21 protein-coding genes are annotated in these 21,689 nt (G+C 43.0%); 12 read left to right on the plus strand and 9 right to left on the minus strand.

Annotated elements, in window-relative coordinates:
• Positions 1–129: 129 nt before the first annotated feature.
• Positions 130–1,383, plus strand: a complete 1,254-nt coding sequence (gene metK, locus ACO1R6_RS11670) for a methionine adenosyltransferase (RefSeq protein WP_486264934.1) — start codon at positions 130–132, stop codon at positions 1,381–1,383.
• A 136-nt stretch (positions 1,384–1,519) separates the two neighbouring features.
• On the opposite strand, the gene hpf is transcribed toward metK, so the two are convergent.
• The 5 genes from hpf to ACO1R6_RS11695 all read right to left on the minus strand — a co-directional run bounded on the left by hpf (position 1,520) and on the right by ACO1R6_RS11695 (position 4,280).
• Positions 1,520–1,819, minus strand: coding sequence for a ribosome hibernation-promoting factor, HPF/YfiA family (gene hpf, locus ACO1R6_RS11675; protein WP_486264935.1), 300 nt, complete (start codon positions 1,817–1,819; stop codon positions 1,520–1,522).
• Between the two features lie 23 nt (positions 1,820–1,842).
• Complete coding sequence (locus tag ACO1R6_RS11680; RefSeq protein ID WP_486264937.1) at positions 1,843–2,412, minus strand: tyrosine-type recombinase/integrase; 570 nt, start codon at positions 2,410–2,412, stop codon at positions 1,843–1,845.
• A gap of 132 nt (positions 2,413–2,544) precedes the next feature.
• Entirely contained in the window at positions 2,545–2,721 is a 177-nt protein-coding gene (locus ACO1R6_RS11685; protein WP_486264939.1) for a site-specific integrase, read from the minus strand.
• 71 nt (positions 2,722–2,792) lie between these two features.
• Positions 2,793–2,987 (minus strand): 30S ribosomal protein S21, encoded by a 195-nt coding sequence (gene rpsU / locus ACO1R6_RS11690; RefSeq protein WP_486264940.1) that lies wholly within the window; start codon positions 2,985–2,987, stop codon positions 2,793–2,795.
• Positions 2,988–3,140: 153 nt separating this feature from the next.
• Entirely contained in the window at positions 3,141–4,280 is a 1,140-nt protein-coding gene (locus tag ACO1R6_RS11695; protein ID WP_486264942.1) for an acyl-CoA dehydrogenase family protein, read from the minus strand.
• A 364-nt stretch (positions 4,281–4,644) separates the two neighbouring features.
• Here ACO1R6_RS11695 and ACO1R6_RS11700 point away from each other — a divergent pair, with 364 nt between their 5' ends.
• The 11 genes from ACO1R6_RS11700 to uvrB all read left to right on the plus strand — a co-directional run bounded on the left by ACO1R6_RS11700 (position 4,645) and on the right by uvrB (position 18,420).
• Complete coding sequence (locus tag ACO1R6_RS11700; RefSeq protein ID WP_486264943.1) at positions 4,645–5,439, plus strand: polysaccharide biosynthesis/export family protein; 795 nt, start codon at positions 4,645–4,647, stop codon at positions 5,437–5,439.
• Between the two features lie 53 nt (positions 5,440–5,492).
• Positions 5,493–7,952, plus strand: coding sequence for a polysaccharide biosynthesis tyrosine autokinase (locus tag ACO1R6_RS11705; protein ID WP_486264945.1), 2,460 nt, complete (start codon positions 5,493–5,495; stop codon positions 7,950–7,952).
• 5 nt (positions 7,953–7,957) lie between these two features.
• On the plus strand, positions 7,958–8,698 hold the full coding sequence (locus ACO1R6_RS11710) for a tyrosine-protein phosphatase (protein ID WP_486264947.1): 741 nt from the start codon (positions 7,958–7,960) through the stop codon (positions 8,696–8,698).
• An 18-nt stretch (positions 8,699–8,716) separates the two neighbouring features.
• On the plus strand, positions 8,717–9,715 hold the full coding sequence (locus ACO1R6_RS11715; protein ID WP_486264949.1) for an NAD-dependent epimerase/dehydratase family protein: 999 nt from the start codon (positions 8,717–8,719) through the stop codon (positions 9,713–9,715).
• A 59-nt stretch (positions 9,716–9,774) separates the two neighbouring features.
• Entirely contained in the window at positions 9,775–11,172 is a 1,398-nt protein-coding gene (locus ACO1R6_RS11720) for a tetratricopeptide repeat protein (protein WP_486264951.1), read from the plus strand.
• Between the two features lie 106 nt (positions 11,173–11,278).
• Positions 11,279–12,052 (plus strand): phosphosulfolactate synthase, encoded by a 774-nt coding sequence (locus ACO1R6_RS11725; RefSeq protein ID WP_486264953.1) that lies wholly within the window; start codon positions 11,279–11,281, stop codon positions 12,050–12,052.
• Positions 12,053–12,248: 196 nt separating this feature from the next.
• Entirely contained in the window at positions 12,249–12,929 is a 681-nt protein-coding gene (locus ACO1R6_RS11730; protein ID WP_486264954.1) for a DedA family protein, read from the plus strand.
• Positions 12,930–12,931: 2 nt separating this feature from the next.
• Positions 12,932–13,693 carry a shikimate dehydrogenase family protein gene (locus ACO1R6_RS11735; RefSeq protein WP_486264956.1) on the plus strand — a complete coding sequence of 254 codons (762 nt, stop codon included), beginning with the start codon at positions 12,932–12,934 and terminating at the stop codon, positions 13,691–13,693.
• Between the two features lie 279 nt (positions 13,694–13,972).
• Positions 13,973–14,548 (plus strand): RNA polymerase sigma factor, encoded by a 576-nt coding sequence (locus ACO1R6_RS11740; RefSeq protein WP_486264959.1) that lies wholly within the window; start codon positions 13,973–13,975, stop codon positions 14,546–14,548.
• Entirely contained in the window at positions 14,529–16,172 is a 1,644-nt protein-coding gene (locus tag ACO1R6_RS11745) for an outer membrane beta-barrel protein (RefSeq protein ID WP_486264960.1), read from the plus strand. Before ACO1R6_RS11740 ends, ACO1R6_RS11745 begins: the two co-directional genes overlap by 20 nt.
• A 217-nt stretch (positions 16,173–16,389) precedes the next feature.
• The gene (gene uvrB / locus ACO1R6_RS11750; RefSeq protein WP_486264962.1) at positions 16,390–18,420 is read left to right on the plus strand and encodes an excinuclease ABC subunit UvrB; all 2,031 of its coding nucleotides are present in this window, start codon (positions 16,390–16,392) and stop codon (positions 18,418–18,420) included.
• A gap of 119 nt (positions 18,421–18,539) precedes the next feature.
• On the opposite strand, the gene ACO1R6_RS11755 is transcribed toward uvrB, so the two are convergent.
• From ACO1R6_RS11755 to ACO1R6_RS11770, 4 genes are all read right to left on the minus strand, one after another.
• On the minus strand, positions 18,540–19,103 hold the full coding sequence (locus tag ACO1R6_RS11755) for a hypothetical protein (RefSeq protein ID WP_486264964.1): 564 nt from the start codon (positions 19,101–19,103) through the stop codon (positions 18,540–18,542).
• A 97-nt stretch (positions 19,104–19,200) separates the two neighbouring features.
• Positions 19,201–19,701: a DUF3805 domain-containing protein gene (locus ACO1R6_RS11760; protein ID WP_486264966.1), complete on the minus strand. Its 501-nt coding sequence runs from the start codon at positions 19,699–19,701 to the stop codon at positions 19,201–19,203.
• A gap of 134 nt (positions 19,702–19,835) precedes the next feature.
• The gene (locus tag ACO1R6_RS11765; protein WP_486264968.1) at positions 19,836–20,333 is read right to left on the minus strand and encodes a hypothetical protein; all 498 of its coding nucleotides are present in this window, start codon (positions 20,331–20,333) and stop codon (positions 19,836–19,838) included.
• Between the two features lie 352 nt (positions 20,334–20,685).
• Positions 20,686–21,689, minus strand: a 1,004-nt coding sequence (locus ACO1R6_RS11770) for a RagB/SusD family nutrient uptake outer membrane protein (protein ID WP_486264969.1), incomplete at its 5' end; no start/stop codon positions are given.

Raw genomic sequence — 21,689 nt, forward strand, 5'->3', positions numbered from 1 at the left:
TCCGGGCAAGTGCGGTAAAAAGGCTAAAAAAGGTAATATATATAATTTTAAATATAATTTTATCTATTCCGGAATTGTTTTAGCTTTGCAACAATTTTAACCAGACTTCATTTTAAAATATTTAATAGAATGCCGTATTTGTTTACCTCTGAATCAGTTTCCGAAGGGCACCCGGATAAAGTTGCCGACCAGATTTCGGATGCGCTTATTGATAATTTTTTAGCGTGGGATGCCGACTCTAAAGTAGCTTGCGAAACCTTGGTTACTACCGGACAAGTAATTCTGGCCGGCGAAGTTAAATCGCAAACGTATTTAGATGTACAGAAAATTGCCCGGGAAGTAATCCGTAAAATTGGCTATACCAAATCGGAATACATGTTTGAGGCGAACTCTTGCGGTGTGCTGTCGGCTATTCACGAACAGTCAGCGGATATTAACCAAGGCGTTGACCGGGTAAACAAGCAGGAGCAAGGTGCCGGCGACCAAGGAATGATGTTTGGCTATGCTACCGCCGAAACCGACAATTATATGCCGTTGGCTTTAGATTTGGCCCACAAAATATTAATTGAACTGGCGGCTATCCGGCGCGAAAATTCTGATATTACTTACCTGCGTCCCGATGCCAAATCGCAGGTAACGATTGAGTACAGCGATGATCACAAACCCATCCGGATAGATTCTATTGTTGTATCTACGCAGCACGACGACTTCGACAGCGAAGAAGCCATGCAGCAAAAAATTCAGGCCGATATCATTAATATTTTAATTCCGCGGGTAAAAAGCCAGCTTAAGCCTGAGTTGCAGCCTTTATTTACCGACGAAATTAAATACCATATAAACCCTACCGGTAAATTTGTAATTGGTGGTCCGCACGGCGATACTGGCCTAACCGGCCGTAAAATTATTGTAGATACTTACGGCGGTAAAGGTGCCCACGGCGGTGGTGCTTTTTCAGGTAAAGACCCTTCTAAAGTAGACCGCTCCGCGGCTTATGCTACCCGCCACATTGCCAAAAACATGGTGGCTGCCGGCATTGCCGACGAAATATTGGTGCAGGTTTCTTACGCCATTGGGGTTAAAGACCCGATGGGTATTTACGTAACCACCAACGGTACGGCCAAAGTACAGCTCAGCGACGGCGAAATAGCGCAGAAAGTAAGCGAAATATTTGATATGACGCCTTACGGCATTGAAACCCGCCTGAAATTACGGAACCCTATTTATTCCGAAACCGCTGCTTACGGCCACATGGGTCGTAAAAACGAAACCGTAACCAAAACTTTTTCTGGTGCCAACGGCGACACCCGCGAAGTAGAAGTAGAATTATTTACCTGGGAAAAACTAGATTATATTGACCAGATAAAAGCCGCCTTTAACCTATAGTATTGAGCGGATTTATTATAAAACAAAGCGGCCCGGCTATTATTTAGCCGGGCCGCTTTGTTTTTGCTTAATCTAGAAATAAATATTTACCTGCCGGCGCTACCATTTAGCGGCAGCAGGTAATTTAAATATTGGTTTAATGAGCCGTTAGCTTTTCTTTGTACTTTTTTATTTGCCGGGTTAAAGTAGCCAGAGCTTCGTCGGTGGCGTTTTCAAAAGTATTCGATTCAGTTTTGGTAAAGAGGGTAGACCCCGGTACAAACAGTTTTACCTCTACTATTTTATTTGTTATTCCATTATTATTATCCAGGCGCAGAAAAACTTCCCCATCCACAATACGGTCGTAAAAAGTATCGAGCTTGTTTAATTTGTTTTGAATAAAATCAAGCAGGGATTGGTCGGCATCGAAGTGGATGGAATACATCTGTAGCTTCATAGTTGTTAAAATTTAGGTTGAACTTATGCTTTGGGATGCGCTTTATCAAAAATGGATTTTAGCTTTTCGATAGAATTATGGGTATATACTTGGGTGGCGGCCAAACTGGTATGCCCTAGCAAATCTTTAATGGCATTCAAATCGGCACCATTGTTTAATAAATGGGTCGCAAAGGAATGCCGCAATACGTGCGGACTGGCATGTTCCGAGGTAGTAACCAAGCTCAAGTGTTTCTTCACAATTCTATAAACCAGCTTCGGATAAAGCGGAAGCGCCTTAGTAGTAACGAACAGTTTTGGCGGATAGTTATCCGGAAATTCGTTTTTTTTCTTTTGCCGATAGTATTCGAGACTGGCGAGCAAGGTTTGGTTAATCGGAATTATTCTTTCTTTATTGCCTTTACCGGTTACTTTTACTGTTTTATTACTATCATTAATATCCGTCTCGGCAATGCCAATAAGCTCGGCCAGCCGGATTCCGGTGCCGTATAGAAATTCAAGAACTAATTTGTCGCGCTGGCCTTCAAAATCGTCGGTAAAGGCAAATGCATCCAGAAAATTGTTAAAGGTTGCTTCTGGTACAAAGGCCGGCAATTTTTTAGATGTTTTAGGCGGTTTAAGCCGAAGGGTAGGATTTTGGGTTATACGTTCCTGTACCAGTAAAAATTTGTAGTAAGAACGTAAACAGGCAATTTTACGGTTAATGGTGCGGCTATCCAGGTTCTTCTAAACCAAAGATACAATCCAGGAACGCAGGATGTGGTGGTCGGCTTCGGCCGGATCGGTAATCTGGTAAGTATCAGCTAAAAAAGCCGAGAATTGACCTAAATCAGTTTGGTAAGACAGCAACGTATGCGGGCTGTAGCGCTTTTCAAACTGCAGGTATTTAAAAAATAATTCCATAAACCAGTGGTTGTGCGTTAAACACAAGCACTAATTTATGGAATAATACTATTAAAGCTAGTAATTAAATACTAGTAATTTTCGTTCGCGAAAAGTTGTTGCTTGTAAACAGCTCTTTCTCTCTGTCTTTTTTTAGAAACAGAAGGTTTCTCAAAATAAGTACGGGCGCGTAATTCTTTCAGAACGCCGGTTCTTTCAAATTTTTTCTTAAATCTTTTAAGAGCTCTGTCTACCGACTCGTTATCTTTTACGTTAACAATTATCATGTTTAATTTTTATGTATTTTTCAGGACTGCAAATTTAATTAATAAATACCTAAAGTCAAGCGAAAAGTTTTATATTTCTTTTTCTAATTAGTTGAAAATTATCTTAAAATGCTTCTTGAATTTAAGTTGAAGTGCCCCTGTTTCTAGAATCCTTTATTTTAATATTTCGCGGGCTATAACCATTTTCTGTATTTCGGAGGTGCCTTCGCCAATGGTACATAGTTTGGCATCGCGGTAATACTTTTCAGCGGGATAGTCTTTGGTGTAGCCGTAGCCGCCAAATATTTGTACGGCTTCGGTAGCAGCTCTTACAGCCACTTCTGAGGCGTAATATTTAGCCATAGCTGATTCTTTGGTTACATTGTAGCCACGGTTTTTCAGGTCAGCCGCCCGGTAAGTTAGCAAGGCCGCAGCTTCAATTTCGGTAGCAATATCGGCTAGCTTAAAAGAGATGGCTTGGTATTGGGCAATGGGTTTGTTAAACTGCTGCCGTTGCTGCGCATAAGCCAGTGCTGCTTCGTAAGCTCCCTGGGCAATACCCAAACTCAAAGCCGCAATAGAAATCCGGCCACCATCCAACACCTGCATAGATTGCACAAAGCCATCGCCAACCTGGCCCAGAATATTATCTTTGTGTACCCGACAATCCTGCAAAATCAGTTCGGTGGTTTCGGAGGCCCGCATGCCCAGTTTGTTTTCTTTGCGGCCATGGGTAAAGCCCGGACGGGGTTTTTCAATTACAAAAGCCGTCATGCCGTGCGAGTCGCCTACTTCGCCGGTACGGGCAATAACTACGGCAATATTGCCTGATTTGCCGTGGGTAATAAAGTTTTTAGCGCCGTTTAAAATAAAGTAATCGCCGTCGGGCTCGGCTACGGTGCGCATATTGCCAGCATCAGAGCCCGTGTTAGGTTCGGTTAGGCCCCACGCTCCAATCCATTCGGCCGAGGACAGTTTGGGTAGCCACTGCTTTTTTTGCGTTTCATTTCCAAATTGTAAAATATGACCCGTACACAAAGAATTATGTGCCGCCATTGATAACCCGATAGAACCATCTATTTTGGCCAATTCGGCAATAGCCGTTACATATTCCGGATAGCCAAAGCCGGAGCCGCCGTAACTTTCGGGCACCAGTACCCCCATCAATCCTAATTCGCCGAGTTGCTTAAAAACGCTTACCGGAAATTCCTGGTTCTCGTCCCATTCCATCATATAAGGTTTTATGTTGCGGGCACCAAAATCCCGAACCATCTGGGCAATCATTTCCTGGTTTTCTGTTTTATTTAATTGCATAAAATAAAAATAGTTCTGGCTTTAACATGGGGTAAACGGTTTAGGCTTTTACGGTAAAGTGTTGGAAAAGAGCGGTAGTAACAGGTATAAGCCTGTAAATATTTTGGGTATAGCGCGTGCCGAATAATATTTTTGCGTAAATACGTTTATGATTAATCAGGCTGGTTCAGAATATCTTTTGATACCCGCCTGATTTTGTTTTACTTTGCACACGTTTTTGTTAATTTAATTACGCAGTAAAAATTATCTGTAACTTTTTCTCTTGTAATGAATGCAAGCTAATTTTCGGAATAACCTACCTCGCCTGATACTATTTCTTTTTGCCCTTTCTTTTTATTCTTGCCGCACTTACAATCAGAATATTATGTTCCGGGACACTGGCAACGTAAATACCGATAAGTTGCGGCAGTCGTTGGCCCAGGTAGAACGTAATTACATTATTCAGCCGAACGATTATTTAGATGTACGGGTTTATACAAATAAAGGCGAACGGATTCTTGACCCCAATGGCGAGTTGCCTTTTGGTGCTCCGGGTGGCGGAGGTATAGGTGGCACCCGTCCAGGAACTGGTAATCAGAATAACCGGGGTGGCGGACAAAATAACCAATATGGTTATACCCAATATCTGGTGCAATACAATGGCCTTGTTAAGTTGCCAATTGTAGGAAACGTTAAATTAATGGGGCTTACCTTGTTGCAAGCCGATAGTTTGTTGCAGACGCTTTATGAGAAATCCTATTACGTAGATCCTTTCGTAACTACCCAGGTAACCAACAACCGGGTTTTTGTGTTAGGGTCTCCCGGCGGACAGGTTATTCAGATGTATAATGATAACATGAACCTGCTGGAAGTAATTGCCATGGCTGGCGGCGTAGGCGGGGGAAGTGGTAATGGGCAATCGTATGGGCGGGCAAATAAAATTAAAATTATCCGGGATTATATGAACCACGACCCTATTGTGCAAGTCGTAGATTTAACTACCATAGAAGGTTTAAAACAGGCTAACCTGCACATAGAACCGAACGACGTAATTTACATAGAACCCAATCAGCGGTTATTCTTTGAGGTCTTCCGCGATGTTGCGCCCATTGTAAGTACATTGTTGGGTACAGCTACTACCGTAATAACAACTATTTTGTTAATTAATAACTTAAAGTAGTTCTAAATAATAGTTAGGTTTTGCAACCTTAAATTTAAATTACAAGCTCATTAATGGCAATAGATAAATTCGCTGATCTGGAAGAAGTAAACAGCAGAATTAGCGATACCGAAGTAGAAGAAGAAGGCGGACCAGATGTAGATTTGGTTACTTTATTGGTAGTGGCCCGCAAAAGTCTGATCTGGGTACTATTGCTCATTTTATTGGGTTTAGGAGCGGCTTATACGTATTTGCGTTACACCAAACCAATATATAAATCATCGTCTACTTTAAAAATAGATGAGCAATCGCAGGCGGGTGCGCTGGGTTTGGGCGGAGCAGTGGGCGAAGCAGCCGGTGCCCAGCAGGCTATGGCCTCGCTTTCCGGCGAAGTAGAAATTATTAAATCCAACCTGATTTATGAATACCTGAAAAAAAGGTTAAACCTGTCGGTAAGTTATTTTGCCGAAGGCAAAGTTTTAAGCGAAGAGTTGTATAAAAATGCGCCGTTTAAAGTAAAATTCGAAATGCAGGACGAGCGTTTTTATAACCTTAATTTTTACGTTAAGTTTTTAAGTCCCCAGAAATACCGGTTAAGTTATTTGCTGGGTACCGAAGAGTTTTCCGGAGAATACAATTTTGGCGAAAAAGTGACTTTGAATGGTCTTACTTTAACCCTGTACCCTACCAGCAATTTTACGCAGGAGTTGCCAGACGGCAATTATTTTTTCGTGATTAACAGCGATGGCGCTTTAAACAATTATTTGAATCAGAATTTATCGGTAGAAATAGCCAACCCGGAGGCCCACACCATCAATATTTTATTTACCGACTTCAACCCGACCAAAGCCCGCGACATTGTAACCGAAATTGATACCGCTTACCTGGAGCAAAAGATTCATCAGAAAAATTTAGCTACCACCCAAAGGCAAAAGTTCCTGGACCAGTTGCTTAAAGAAACCGAAAACAATCTGCAACGGTCCGAAGAGAATATGGAAAGTTTTGTGCGCCAGAACCGGACCTATGATATTAAAGCCGAAGTGGGTACACAACTGGCCAAGCTGGAGAACCTGAATGCCGCCCGCGAAAAATTAAATACCCAAATAGAGTTAATTAAGGATGTGGCCCGGCTGGTAAACCGCAATACCCAGGAAGATAGCCCGGAAGATGAACTGGAGCAGGTAATTCCTTCCCTTAAAGCTGTAGAAGATCAGGAACTGAGTCAACGCATTGCGGAGTTAAGCAGATTGCAATTATATTATAAATTGCTTAAACGTTCTTACAAAGACTCTACCGAAGCTGTAAAGCGGTATCAGAAAGAAATGATTTTTACCAAAGACGCGGTAAATAAACTGCTGGAGCAAAATATAGAGTTACTCGAAAAAGAAGCGGCTACCATTAATACCAGCATCGGCGTCATTGAAGGCAAGTTGCAAACCATGCCGCAGAAAGAAACCGAGCGGGTACGTTTGGCACGGCCTTTTAGTTTATATGAAGGCACTTATTTAACTTTACTCGATAAAAAAATTGAATTAGGTATTTCGCAGGCTGGTACCGTGGCCGATTTCCAGATTCTGGCCCCAGCTTCTTTGCCTTCCGAACCCATATCGCCTAACCGGATAATGATTTATGCCATTGGTTTAGCCAGCGGCTTGTTTCTGGGTATTGGCCTGATTGCCGGCCGGTATTTTATGCATAATACCGTTACCAATGTAAGCGAAATAGAGCGTAATACGCGTGCTTCGGTATTGGGAGTGGTGCCGCATTATACCCGCGAAAAGCTCGCTGTTTCTAAATTAATTGTCGATAAAAATCCCAAATCGGCCATAAGCGAGTCTATCCGTTCTATCCGGACAAACCTGGATTTTATTAATGCCGGTACCAAAAAGAAGCGCCTAATATCAGTTACATCAACCATTAGCGGCGAAGGTAAAACGTTTGTAGCGGTAAATCTGGGGGGGATTATTGCCTTATCTAACCAAAAAGTAATTATTCTGGATTTAGATTTACGCAAACCCAAAGTAAATCTGGCTTTCGACGCTGAAAATACCATTGGTATCAGTACCATTTTAATAAATAAACACTCGGTAGAAGAGTGTATTCAGGAATCGTCTATCCCGAACCTGCATTTTATTACGGCCGGGCCAACGCCGCCAAACCCATCGGAGCTGATTTTAAATCCCCAGTTCGATGAAATGCTGGCCGAATTACATAAGATTTATGATGTAATTATTGTAGATACGCCGCCGGTAGGTTTGGTAACCGATGGTATTTTAATTATGCGCAAAGCCAATATTCCTATTTATATTGTCAGGGCCGATTATTCCAAAAAATCCTTCCTGAAGAATATAAATAAGATTATGAAAACAAATAATTTTACACGGCTCGCAGTAATTCTGAACGATGCCGGCAGCAGCGGAACCGGCTATGGCTATGGCTATGGCTACGGCTACGGATATGGTTACGGCAACAGTTACTACGACGACGAAGTTAAGGAAAGCTACTGGAAGCGGTTTAGACGAACATTTATGTAGTAATCATGCTGACCGCTTTTAAAAATATATTCCGGAAAGAACAAATAGCGCCCTTTGCTGCGGTAGCCGTAGACATGCACTCGCACGTGTTGCCGGGGCTGGATGACGGGGCCGATACCCTGGAGAAATCTTTGGAAATGGTAGCGGTTTTAAAAGACCTGGGCTTCCGTAAATTAATTATGACACCCCATATTATGGGCGATTTTTACCGGAATACCCCCAGTAGCATCCGCGAAAAGCTAGCCCTGCTGCAAACCGCGGTAAAAGAAAAAGGTTGGGATATAACTTTAGATTGTGCGGCCGAATATTACCTCGACGAGTGGTTCTTGGATAAAGTTAAAGCCGATGAACCCCTCTTGACCTTTGGCCAGAACCATGTGCTGGTAGAAACCTCTTACATAAACGAACCTTTGAATTTTAAAGAAATAATATTTACCCTCAAAACCACCGGCTACACGCCGGTATTGGCGCACCCCGAACGATATACCTACCTGTACAACCGTTTCGATGAGTTACTCAAAATGCATGAATTAGGTATATTATTTCAGGTAAATATTAACGCACTCTCGGGGTATTATTCCGAAGCCGCCCGCAAAGTTGCCGAAAAGTTAACCGATTTAAAGCTCGTTAGTTTTATTGGTACCGATGCCCATCACTTGCGGCATTTACAAACTTTAACCAAAACGGCAACCACTGCTTATTTCAAAAAAGTTTTGGCCCTGCCTTTACAAAATCCGCAACTTTAAATTTAATATTTCTTGCCGATGATATTTGTAACCGGGGGTACAGGCCTGATTGGTAGTTTCTTAATCCGCCGGCTGCTGGCCGAAGGAGCCAAGCTTAAGGTATTGTACCGGCAGGAAATTCCAACTATATTCGGGAATAGGGGCCAGCAAATAGAATGGATTAAAGGCGATATTCTGGATACCGATTTGCTTCGGCAAATTATGCAGGGGGTTAACCAGGTATATCATTGTGCCGGTTTAGTATCGTATGCCCCGCAAGATGCCACGTTGCTAAAAGAAATAAATGTTACCGGTACGGCCAATATTGTAAATGCCTGCCTCGAAAACCCGCAGGTAAAATTGTGCCATGTAAGTTCAGTAGCGGCTATTGGGCAGGTAAAAGGCAAAGACCTGTTAAACGAAAATACCAAGTGGGATCCCAACTCGCCGCATTCGGTTTATGCCAGTTCAAAATATTTTGGCGAATTAGAGGTATGGCGCGGCATCTCAGAAGGCTTACAAGCCGTTATTGTAAATCCATCGGTGGTACTGGGTCCGTCCGCCGATTGGACCCGGAGCAGCACGCAATTATTTAAATATGTTTACGACGAGCCGCGCTTTTATACCGACGGCGGCGCGAATTTTGTAGATGTGCGGGATGTAGTAACTGCCATGCTGGCGCTCATGGCTGCGGATATTACTGCCGAACGGTTTATTTTAAATGCCGGGCTGTTGTCGTACAAATCTTTTTTTGAACAGGTAGCGGTTTGTCTGAATAAAAAAGGCCCATCGGTTAAAGTGCCAAATTTCTTGACCGAAATAATATGGCGAGCCGAGCAGTTGCGGTCGGTATTTACGGGCAAACGCCCCCTAATAACGAAAGAAACCGCACGTATTGCCAAAAAGAAACACGTTTATAACAACGAAAAAATTAAAACATGGCTCAGTTTTGAGTTTATACCGTTAGCGCAAACCATTACCTGGTGTTGCCAGGAACTAAAACAAAGCCATCCGGCTTTGTTGGAGCCGAATAAATAAGGATGGTTGCCTTTAGAAAAAGGAGCTGTATTTTTGCAGCGGAAAGGAGAAAATGATCGATGGATGAACATTTTGATGATAGAGATGAGCAGTTGGATTTAATACATAAATTTGAAAATATGGTAAAAGATAACCATGCTGTATTTTTTGATTTATCTGAATTTGAATTAATAATTGACCACTATACGAATAATTTAAACTATACCAAAGCCCTGGAAGCGTGCAATGCCGCTTTGGGGCAGTATCCGTTCTCAACGGAATTATTAATTGATAAAGCTCAGTTGCTGGCGATGGGCGGCAATTTTGAAGAGGCGCTGCAACTAACCGAAGAAATAGCCCAGGTAGATCCGGATAATGCCGATATTTTTGTAACCCGCGGGGTTATTTATACCCAAAAAGGCGAGTACCATACCGCTATTGATTTTTTTAAGAAAGCTGCCGAAGCTACCACCGACCGCGATGATATTTATTTTAACATTGGGCTCACGTACCAGAGTTGGGGTAAATTTAAATCGGCTATAAAATATTACAAGCAGTGCCTCAAAATTAACCCCGAAAATGAATTGGGCATGCACGAGCTGTTGTATTGCCTGGATATTACTGGCGGGTTAGAAAGTAGCTTGCCTTATTTCCAGGAATTTATCGATGCCGACCCGTACTCGCATTTAGCCTGGTACAACCAGGGGCTGGTTTATTTCCGGCTCGAACAGTTTGAAAAAGCCTTAAATGCTTTTGAGTACGCCACTATTATAAAAGCCGATTTTGCCAATGGCTACTTACAAATGGCCAATACCCACGTGCACCTCGGCTATTTTGCCAAAGCTATTGATAATTTTCAGGTTTCTATGGAGCATGATGCTCCGTCGGCCGAGATTTATTGCAACATTGGCGAATGTTACGAAAAGCTGCGGCAATGGGACTTATCGCGTAAATTTTACCAGAAAGCCATTGACCTGGACCCCACCATGGATGAAGCCTGGTTTGGCATTGGCGTTATTTTAAATGCCCAGGCCAAGTGGTTCGAAGCCGTTCATTTTTTTCGGAAAGCGGCTACCATTTACCCCGATAGTTCGGATTATTGGCTAGCCTTGGCGGCGGCCGAGTATAACGTGGGGCATATTGTATCGAGTACCGAAGCTTATGAAAAAGCCAGCGAACTGGCGCCGGCCAACAAAGATATCTGGTTAAACTGGTCTATTTTGCTTTACGAACAAGGCAATTATGAAGGCGCCATTGAACTCATGGAAAACGCCATTGAAATACAGCCCGAAGAAGCCGAACTGCATTACCGGATGTGCGCTTATTTACTTTCGGCAGGAAAATACAAAGAAGCCTATAACTTTCTCGAAAATGCATTAATTTTGGACTTCGAAAAGCATTATCTGCTGTTTGAATATTTTCCGGAATTGGAGTCGCAGAAGGCTTTGGCCCGCCTGATAGACCAATATCGCAAATAATTGAAAGGCTTGGTAAAGGGGTATTAACTTTACAGAGCATTAAATAACAGAGCAAGCTATTTTAAACTAAAAATAGAAAAAACCATTTAAGTATAGATTTTATTTGATGAATTACACGCTAAATCACTTGCCTGAGCGGGATGCCAAACCACGCCAAAAAGGATATACCATGGCCATGGATAAAGGCTTAAGCATTCAGGAAGTAGAAAACTTTATAGAAGTAGCCGGCGAATACGTGGATATAGTTAAGTTGGGCTGGGCTACCTCTTACGTAGTACCTAACTTACAACGCAAATTAGATGTTTACCAAGCCGCCGGCATTCCGGTATATTTTGGCGGGACCCTCTTCGAAGCTTTTATAATCCGTAACCAGTTTGATGAGTACCGGCGAACCCTCGATAAATATAAAATGGAGTACGCCGAGGTGTCGGATGGCTCTATAGAGTTGGCGCATGAAACCAAGTGTGAATACATCCGGACACTGGCAGAGCAGGTAACGGTGCTTTCCGAAGTAGGTTCTAAAGACGACCAAAAAATTATTCCGCCTTACAAATGGATTAAATTAATGCAGGACGAGCTAGATGCCGGCTCCTGGAAAGTAATTGGGGAAGCACGCGAAGGCGGCAACGTGGGTTTATTCAGATCAACCGGCGAAGTAAGAAGCGGCCTGGTAGAAGAAATTCTTACCAAAATCCCTTTCGAAAAAATTATCTGGGAAGCTCCCCAGAAAGAGCAACAGGTGTGGTTTATTAAATTATTAGGTGCAAACGTAAACTTAGGTAATATTTCGCCCAGCGAGGTAGTGCCTTTAGAAACCATCCGGTTAGGGTTGCGGGGCGATACTTTTTTGCACTTCCTGGACATGAATACCCTGAAGTAATTAGTTTTAAGTAGTAAGTTGTTAGTTGATGAAGTAACATATAAAACTACATTAGCTATTTACGTATACCATCTTTTTACATAAATGTCGCCTGTTTTTGGCCTTATAATTTCTTTTGCTGATTTTGATAATCATATATCAATTACCAAAACTTACTACTTTTAACTTACAACTTATAACTAATTAATAGCCCAACATGGAGCTACTGCGCGATTTTATTGATTTTTTTCTGCATCTGGATGTGCACTTGTCGCAAATAATAACCGATTACGGGGTTTGGGCGTACTTAATTCTATTCCTGATAATTTTTGTTGAAACCGGGGTGGTGGTTATGCCTTTTTTGCCCGGCGACTCATTGTTGTTTGCCGCCGGTGCTTTTGCGGCACCGCAACTGGCAGCCAACGGCGAACATTTGCCGGCACCTTTTAATGTTTTTTACCTGATTGGGCTGTTGTTTGTGGCCGCTTTTTTAGGCGATACTTTAAATTACTACATCGGCGATTATTTTGGGCCTAAGGTTTTCCGGCGCGATTACCGTTTCCTGAAAAAAGAACACTTGCTTAAAACCCAGAATTTTTACCAGAAACACGGTGCCAAAACCATTATTTTCGCCCGCTTTATTCCTATTATCCGTACGTTTGCACCGTTTGTGGCCGGAGTAGGCACCATGAAATATTCTAAATTTATTGCCTATAATATTATTGGTGGTTTTTTGTGGGTAGTTTTATTTGTGGGTGCCGGTTACTTTTTTGGCAATATTCCGGCCGTGAAAAAGAACTTTACGCTGGCTATATTTGCCATAATCCTTATTTCGGTATTGCCGCCGCTGTACGAGTTTGTAAAGCATAAACTCTCCAGCCGTAGTAGCAATGCTTAATCTTGTTCATTATTAGTTATTTGCATCACGTGAAAGCCTTTGGTCTTATTGGGTATCCGCTTACACATTCGTTCTCTGAAAAATATTTCGGCCAGAAGTTTGCCGCCGAAAATATTGAGGACTGTACTTACAAGCTCTACGAAATGCCCGATATTACCGCCTTGCCGGCATTGCTGCAGCAGGTGCCCAACCTGAAAGGTTTAAACGTAACGGTGCCGCATAAGCAAAATGTTTTAGCGTATTTAGACGATGTTGAGGCCGAGGCTAAAAAAATAGGAGCCGTAAACGTAATTAAAATCCAGAACGGCAAAGCGGTTGGCTACAATTCCGATTACCAGGGGTTTATGCAGTCGTTGCAGAATTTTTACCCAGTAAATGCCAACGCCAAAGCTTTAATATTGGGCAACGGCGGTGCGGCAAAAGCGGTGCAGGCCGCGCTCGAACACCTGCATATTGCTTATAAACTGGTATCGCGCACCCCGGTAGCCGGCCAACTCAGTTACCAGGACCTAACCAATGCCCTATTGGCTGATTATACCTTAATTATAAATACCACCCCGCTGGGCACTTACCCAAAAATAGAAACCTTTCCGGCTATTCCGTACGCCGCCCTTACCCAAAAGCATTATTTATACGATTTGGTATATAACCCCGCTGAAACTGCATTTCTGCGGCAAGGCCGCGAGGCTGGTGCCCACACCAAAAACGGGTACGAAATGCTTTGCCTCCAGGCCGAAATTTCCTGGCAAATCTGGAATAGTTAAATCTTATTAAGGCTTTGTTCTGAATGGCTGATGTGTTTGATTTAAATCATTTACATAAGTACGCTTGTCGCTGATTTTTAATAAATTGTACTGCCTAGAGAAACCTGGTTATTTCTTGCCGGGAACTTTAGTTCAGGTATAAGCAGCGCCTTCACAAATCAGTTTAATCGCTTATATTTGAATATATTTTAAAATATTTTTTTGAGCTTGCAACCAAACCAGGTGCCTAAGGGTCATGGGAGTGTAGGATCAAACTCAGGCTATTATTCGCAAGTATACTTGAAACTTTTTAAGAACAGCCTTACGGAAGAGCAACAACTGGTGCAGGGGTGCATAGCAGGTAAACGTGCTGTGCAAAAGCAACTGTATGAGCAGTATGCTAAAAAAATGATGGCTGTTTGTTTGCGTTATGCCCGAACCAGTTTCGAAGCCGAGGATATTTTACAGGATGCCTTTGTTAAAGTTTTTGAAAATATTAAAAATTTTAAAGGAGAGTGCCCACTGGAGTTTTGGATTAGGCGCATTATGGTAAATACGGCATTAAAGCATCACCGCAAAAAAATGTACGTAAGCTCGGTGGCCGAAACCGATAAAGTAGAAAATATTCCGGAAGAGGAATTTATATTATCGGGGTATGCTTACGAAGATTTGCTGGCCATGATCCAGAGTTTAGCTCCCCGGTACCAACTTATATTTAACCTATATGCCATAGAAGGATATTCGCATAAAGAGATCGCTACCATGTTAGAAATCTCGGAAGGAACATCAAAAAGTCAGTATTCACGTGCGCGGGCAATTTTAAAAAACATGTTGGAACGTCACGAAGAAAAGTACAATGAAAGAATTATCAGATAAAAATAAACCCCAAAGCCTCGAAGAACTTTTCCGGGCAAGCCTGGAAGAGGCGGAAGTAACACCTTCGGAAAGGGTGTGGGACCGCATCGAGCAAGGGCTGGGGTCGAAAGAGGCCGGTTACTACCGGGAGCGATTGGGCTGGTACCGGATCTTAGCGGCAGCCTGTATCTTTTTAGTAGTATGCGCTGCTAGTTATTTATATTACGATAAAAATATTACCCCAGCCTCCCAAAACACAATTGCACAAAGTACAACTACTACCCAAAACCAGCCTGTTGCTGGTAATGCTCCAGCAGCTATTCGACCCGAAGTGCTAACGCCTTCAGGTAATTCGGTAGCAGCGGCTAATCAGTCGGCCGGTGATTTACCCGCTACGGCATTGGCCCAGCAACCTCCTAAATCTGTAACTAATAAAGCTTTAAAAGAAAATGGGTTACGTAAGAATAAAACGCGGGAACCGTATATAAATAACACAGCTGCTTCAGAATATATCGCATTAAACAATCCGGCAAAAAATAATAAAGTAACGGCTAGATTAACTAATTTGCCAGAGGCTGGCCCTGTAAGCACAACCGCGGTTAGTACCGAAGAAAATGCTGATTTACTTACCGGAAATTTAAAATCGGTAGTGCCCACGCTTAATTCCGGTGTAAACAGCGTGTCGCTTTTGGCTGAAGTAAGACCCATGCCCGTTGCGACAAATGCTAACGCCAATCTGTTGGCTATGCTCCCGGAATCATCGGCAGAACAGAACGAAAAAAATAAAACGGGTCGCTGGAGTTTTAGCGCCAAATACGCCCCGCATTATTTTAACCAGAATATTCAACTGGAGCCTCAGGGCAGTGGCAGTTACGTTAATGCGCCGTCGCCTACTTTATCGTTTAATGCGCCTAATGCCAGCAATGCGGCTACGCCCAGCTACTCCCAGGCTTTAAATGAGTTCGATAACAATACTAATCCGGGATTTTCTTACAATACCGGGGTAGTAGCGGGTTATGCTTTAAATAAGCATTGGAGCCTGGAAAGCGGTATTAATTATACCCAAAACATAGCCAACTCTAATACATCTTACGTGTTTAGCAATACCAACCTGGCTGCCCGTTACAATTACACGGGTGTTAATACCGATACCAAACAAAGCCTCGACCCGATTGTGGTTTTGCCATCTACGGCATTAATTGCTTCGTTATCGGGGCCGGAAAATTTAAATACCGCTACGGTGGTGCAAACGCCTACTTTCGAAACGCAGTACCGGTACCGGTTAATTGGTATTCCTGTCCGGTTAAATTACCAAACCAGCCAACGCAAATCTTTTTACTATGCCTCGGTGGGTTTTTTAACGAATATGTTGGTGCAGGCCCAGGTTTTATCAGGCTCGGCCAAAGTGCCGGATATTAAATTTCAGGGGCAAACCGAGTCGCCTTTCCGGACCTGGCAGGTAGCGGCTACTGTTTCGGCTGGCCGTGGATTCAAAATTTCAAAATCAATTAATTTGAGGGCCGGCCTGGAAGGCACCCAAAACCTGAACAGCTTGGCCGCACAACCCGAAAATTTATCTAATGGCCGAGGTAAGCCCTATACAATTGGGGTAGCTTTTAGTTCGAGCTATACCTTAGGCCAATAAAACAATATTTAAAAAACTTTACTGTTCTTTTATAGAATAACTAAACCTGCTTAACTATTGAGCAGGTTTTTTTAGTTCTGGCAGTTAGTCGTTAGCTCTTAGCCATCAACAATCAATAACCAACAATAAACAACCAGCTAACAAAAAAGTAAAGCCAATGCAACTACTAACCCGGATAAATTGTTATAATTTATTCTGATTCCCTTAAATTTATTCCATGGATTTTAAACTAACATCGGAGTTTCAGCCTACCGGCGACCAGCCCAAAGCTATTGCCCAACTGGTAGAAGGCGTAAACAACGGCGAACCAGCCCAGGTACTTTTGGGAGCTACTGGTACGGGTAAAACTTTTACGGTGGCCAATGTTATTCAGGAGGTTAAAAAACCTACTTTGGTGCTTTGCCACAACAAAACCCTGGCGGCCCAGTTATACGGCGAGTTTAAAAGTTTCTTCCCGCATAACTCCGTCGAATATTTTATTTCTTATTACGATTATTACCAGCCCGAAGCGTACATTGCTTCTACCAATACCTTTATTGAGAAGGATTTAGCTATTAATGAAGAAATTGAAAAATTGCGGCTGCACTGTACTTCGGCGTTGCTGTCGGGGCGGCGCGATGTAGTTGTGGTGGCCTCCGTGTCGTGTATTTACGGTATTGGTAACCCCGAAGAATTTGGTAAAAACGTTATTTTTCTGAAACCTGGCACACGCGTGAGCCGCAATAATTTGCTGTACCAGTTTGTGCAGATTTTATACAGTCGCACCGAAGCCGAATTTACCCGCGGTACGTTCCGGGTAAAAGGCGATACGGTTGATATTTTCCCGGCTTACGCCGACCACGCTTACCGCATTTATTTCTTCGGCGATGAGATTGAAACCATCCAGCGCATAGATCCGGCCAGCGGTAAAAAAATTGAAGAAGAAGATAGCATTGCTTTGTACCCAGCCAACCTTTTTGTTACTGGCCAGGATGTGTTGCAGCAGGCCATCCGGGAAATTCAGTTCGATATGGTGGCGCAGCACAATTACTTCCAAAAAGAATTTCGCGAAGAAGAAGCCAAGCGCATAAAAGAACGGACCGAGTTCGATTTGGAAATGATTCGGGAACTGGGCTATTGCTCCGGCATCGAGAACTACTCGCGTTATTTCGATAGGCGGCAACCCGGCGCCCGCCCTTTCTGTTTGCTCGATTATTTCCCCGATGATTTTTTAATGGTAATCGACGAGAGCCACGTTACCACGCCGCAAGTACGGGCCATGTGGGGCGGCGACCGTTCCCGCAAGACCCAGCTCGTTGAGTACGGCTTCCGGTTACCTTCGGCGATGGATAACCGGCCGCTTACGTTTAATGAGTTTGAGTCGATGATGCATCAGACCATTTTTGTGAGCGCTACACCCGGCGATTACGAATTGCAAAAAGCGGGTGGGGTAGTAGTAGAGCAGATTATCCGGCCTACCGGCTTATTAGATCCCGAAATTGAAGTACGCCCCAGCATTAACCAGGTAGATGATTTGCTCGACGAAATAGACAACCGTATTAAAATGGGCGACCGCGTGCTGGTAACTACCCTTACCAAGCGCATGGCCGAAGAGTTATCTAAGTACATGGACCGGCTGAATATTAAGGTAAAATATATTCACTCCGAGATTAAATCTTTAGACCGGGTAGAAATATTGCGGGAACTGCGCCTGGGCCATATAGATGTACTCATTGGCGTTAACCTCTTGCGCGAAGGCTTGGATTTACCGGAGGTATCTTTGGTTGCTATTCTGGATGCCGATAAAGAAGGATTTCTGCGCGACCAGCGCTCGCTCATCCAGACTACCGGTAGGGCTGCCCGGAACAGCCAGGGCAAAGTGATTATGTACGCCGACCGCATGACTGGCTCTATGCAACGCACCATCGACGAGACAAACCGCCGCCGGGCCGTACAGATGGCTTACAACGAGGAGCATGGCATTACGCCTACTACGGTGTACAAATCGAAAGAAGAAATTCTGGTACAAACTTCGGTAGCCGATGCCCGGAAAGAAGTTAAAATTTACGCCGGCCCGGATGCCGAAGAAGTATCGCTGGCCGCCGAACCGGTTATTCAGTACATGAAGCGCGATGAGCTGGAAAAACTCATCAAAAAAACCGAAAAGCAAATGGAAGGAGCCGCGAAAGAACTCGACTTTTTGCAAGCCGCCAAATTCCGCGACGAACTGGCGGAACTGCGTAAGTTGCTGAAGAGTAAACGGGATTGAAAATTTACAAAGAGAGCCGAAAGGCTCTTTTTTGTTATATGTTGGGGTTAATTGCTTTTTGTAACGACCTCGTGCATGAGGCGTGCAAGGCCGTCGGCCGTGGCATGGCTTATGCACAATTATTTTTGATTGAACTTTTCCTTCCCATTATAAAGGTTCTTAGATGGATTTGCAGTAATGACTACCCCAACTGCTTTCCCAGCTATATTGTAACTGCTACTCAATTCCTCACTTCCGATAATTTTGATTTCTTTCAGAAGGTCAGGAGTTATGCTAGCCAAGTCGCCTGCGTAGTTTCCTGTCAGGGGCTTTCCATTCAGTATATATTGGAAACTGCTGTCCCCACCTTCTGTCTCAAGTCGGCTCTTATACTCACTACTTGCCTCTTTTAGCACCTTTTGGTACTTTTCTTTAGCAAATGCTCTGGTTTCAATCTCAACTGCACCGTCCTTGGCTTTGTCCCCGTATCGGTTCATAGCGTCTTTGCCGTAATATGCTGTCAGCGAAGCAACATCTTCCGCATCCATTGTCTGCATTGCGGATTTATTAGATGCTTTTCCGTCTATTATGAAGTGTGGATTAGGGCCAAGCTTATTGGCGGCTTCAACAGGAGTTATTCTTTGGGAAGGTTTGCAGCTTATAATGGTTGTAGCTATAGCAACAGCAAGTAAATATTTTTTCATTTATTAATTTTTTATAATGACACCCAACGGTCTCGAGCATGAGGCGTGCAAGGCCGTCGGCCGTAGCATGGCTTATGCACAATGTTGTGTGACGTTTTTATTTTATTTTTAGAGACTTTATAATGTATTCAATCTGTTTCAGCTCTTCATTATTTGATTCAGTTGCTTCCCTTTCTTTATCGGTTGAGTATGAAACCAGAAACATTGTGTTGTCCCTGCCGAAAGTCCAGTTGTAGGTTAAAACTTCTTCCGATTCTTCTAGGAAGTAATCTTTGTAGAAAACACAGCCAAAGTCGCCAAGCTTAACCTTCGTAGCTTTCTTAGAGCTTTTCTCTTGAAGTTCTTCTGCAAGTAGTTCAGGAACTGTGTCTCTTTTCTTCTTATTGTCCCATCTTAAAGGCGTAATCCTGAAGTTCCCTTTCCAATCTTCTGCGTCATAGAAAAGGTAAGTCCCTTCATTATCCTCAAACTCGTCCCAGTTGTCAGGCAATTGAATTGTAAACCAGCCTTGCTCAGAGGTAAATTCTTTATATTCCATTTTGTGACTGCAACCAAAGCTGCTCACTATTAATGTTAAAATGATTAAGATTTTGTTCATCTATAAAATGACACACAACGGGCCGCGTGTATGACAAGCCGCAGCGTAGCAAGGATTTGTTATACACAGTGTTGGTAAAAGTTATTTTTTGTTTACTTCAGCTTTATTCAAGTCAGAAAGTTTAATTGTTGGTTCTATCCAGCTATACTGTTTCCAGTGTTTATTTTCTCTTTGGTTTCCCGCAAGTTCGTATTATACCATTTCTGTTTTATAACTAAATAAAAGTCCTCTCCATAATGATGAACAGGAACGGGCGGATAGAATTTACCTTTAGGCAGAGGCCTTCTTTCGGTAAGAGTATTTACATTATTCAAGAAGTAATCAAAAGCCATGGAGTTAGTTAATACTGGTTTGGTTTTACTTCCGTCACAGAATATTACCTGTGAATAAGAATTACCTTGTTTTTTCCAAAGTATTCTTGCATCTATAAAACCATTGCAATTTGCAGTACTATTCCTACTTTCACAACCAATACAATAGGAATGGTAAATAAATATTGTCTCTATCTCTTGTGCATTTAATTCATTTACTGCTTGCTTAAGCGAAGAATGCACATATTTTAAATCAACATTCTGACCATAGGTTATTACCGTGACAAGTAAAGTTAATAGCAGAATGGGGATAGTTTTCATTTATTATAATTTTTACCAACTAGTGAATAAACGGAATTTGTTCCGGTTATTAGCACTTGATTCCGGTTATCTGCAATATATAATAGATGAATAATTCGGTTTAATTTATTTAAAAATTCTTCCCTTCTAAAATACTAATTCTTCTATTAGTAAAATAATAGAAAAGCTTTTAGCAATAAATTCCATCCAAATAAATTTACTTCTTACAAGCGTAACCGCACGGAAGGTTATCTAGCCATGTAAGCCATAGATAGGTGATATTTTAAGTTAAGGCAGCACAAGTAAGTAAAAAAAGAGAGAGCAGTAAGTGTGCTCTCTCTTTTTTCTTAATATTAGCTAGGTTTAAAGAATATTATAGCGGATTTTGCTTTAAAATACTGCTACCTACAATATCAATTTGGGTTTGCGGAATCGGGAAATATTCGTCTTTGCCTTTCTCGAAAGTAGCTCCGTTTAAGTACGTTCTTCTGGTGCTTTCTTTGGCCAGATAGCGGTTTAGCACTTCGGCCGCATTGCCCCACCGTACCAAATCGAAGAACCGTTGGCCTTCCATCGCTAATTCTAAGCGGCGCTCAAACTGCACGGCTTTGCGGGCAAACTCCTGGTTAGCAAAAGCCGTGTACAAACCAACTTTATAATTGGCTGCCGGGGTACCATCGGCTTTGGTAACAACACAGTTATCGGCCCGGTCGCGGATTTGGTTTACAATGGTAAGGGCGGTAGCCAGGTCATTTTCTTCTACGGCCACTTCCGCCCGTAACAATAAAATATCGGCAAAACGAATTAACCGGTAGTTATTCGCATTGGCTCTGGTCGACTCGGCACCGGCATTTTCGCCCTGGTAAAAAGTATACTTCATAGAGGTATAAGGTCCGGCAAAAGCCTGGTCACGAATCCAGGTGCGGCCCGGATGATTGCCCCAGTTTAAGAACGGAATACCCCGGCGGCCAACGGTCCAGTCCAAGCGCGGATCCAGATTGCCTTCGTGGGGCGTAAAAGGTGCTGTAGCAGCTAAACCTTCGTCGTTTTTAACATCTACATCGTTATAAGTGTCTAATAACGGTAAGCCATTGGCGTCGGTTTTAAAGGCATTTACCAGGTTTTGCGAAGGTTGGTAAAAGCCGCAGCAACCACCCGGACCGGCATTGTAGGGGAAATTAAGGTTCTCGCCCCAGTTACCATTCTGACCGCTGCCGCCATCGGCTATCGAATTCTGGACTTCCAGCACCGATTCGCTGTTGTTTTCGGTGGCAGTTTTAAAATTATCGTGATAGCAGCTTACCAAGCGGTAAGGTCCGTTGTTGATTACGTCAGTCAGGAGAGGTTTGGCCGCGGTAAAATCGCGCTGATACATGT

The sequence above is a fragment of the Adhaeribacter sp. genome (genome assembly GCF_057359045.1).